A 1,144-nucleotide genomic window follows, 5' to 3' on the forward strand; every position below is an offset into this window, starting at 1 on the left:
GGCCCTCGCCGCCGCGCCGCAGGCCGTGCTCGCCCACCAGGTGCGGCGCGACGGTGAGGTCGTCCGGGCCCGGCAGGTGGCCGTCGGTGCGCAGGACGGCTCGCCGGTCCACGACGTCGAGGACGCCGGAGGTGAGCCGGGTGGGGGTGTTGTCGTTGTGGTTCAAGGGGTTCTCCCTGATTTCGGGAATGACCGGGGAACGCAGCGGCGCTGCGGTGGGAACCCGTCGACACGTCGGGAAAGGCTGCGCGAGCCACGTCCGGTCGGTCCGGGGGTTTCGCGGGGAACTTCGTGGGGATGGGGGCTGAGCCGCCTGCGTCCACGAGAACGGGTTGCCGCACAGCGTAGCCGTTGCCGGGGGTGGCGCGCAACTGTGTCCACTGTGGACACGGTATGAACAGTGGTGTCGCGCTCAGCCGGTGCCGGCGATGGTGGCCCTGATGGCGACCGCGGCGGCGGAACGGGCCCACTCGCTGAAGTCGAACGGCCGCACGTCCAGCTCGATCAGGTCGGGGTCGTCCTGGTAGGTGTCCTCGAAGCCGTCGCGCACGAGCCGGGAGGCGACCTCGTACAGCGGCAGGCCCTCGCCGGTGAGCAGCACCTTCTGCGGATCGACGGCGTTGGCGACGGTGCCGATGAGCGCGCCGAGGGCGTACCCGGCGTCGTCGAACACCCGCCTGGCCCGCGGGTCGCCGCGGCGGACCCGGTCGAGCGCCTCCTCGTAGGTCGGCGTCCCGTCGAGCCGGCGCAGGATCACGCTCGTCAGCAGGTAGCTCGACACGCAACCGCGCCGGCCGCAGCCGCAGGCCGGACCGTTGGGGTCGACCAGGACGTGGTCGAACCGGGGTGGCAGGCCGTGCGCGCCCCGCACCAGTCGGCCGCCGACGACCAGCCCGGTGCCCACGCCCGCGCCGATCGTGATCACCGCCATCGAGTCGAGGCCGGCGCTCGCGCCGAACCAGTGCTCGGCCGCGGTGAGCGCCTGGACGTCGTTGTCCACCGCGGTCGGGACCCCGGTGGCCAGGGTGAGCGCCTCCGCCAGCGGCACGTCGGTCCAGCCCAGGTGCCCGGCGTCGGCCACCAGGCCGTCGAGGACGGTGCCGCCGAGCGTCACGCCCATCGCGGTGACCCGGGGGGACCGGGC

At 73.9% G+C, this 1,144-nt stretch carries 1 protein-coding gene; it reads right to left on the reverse strand.

Going from position 1 to position 1,144, the window contains the following annotated elements; all coding sequences use genetic code 11:
• Nucleotides 1-412: 412 nt before the first annotated feature.
• The coding region (locus AB0G02_RS41550; RefSeq protein ID WP_360806476.1) for an ROK family protein at nt 413-1,144 on the reverse strand (732 nt) is incomplete at its 5' end.

Origin of the sequence: Actinosynnema sp. NPDC023658 (genome assembly GCF_040639995.1) — a bacterium.
GTDB lineage: Bacteria > Actinomycetota > Actinomycetes > Mycobacteriales > Pseudonocardiaceae > Actinosynnema.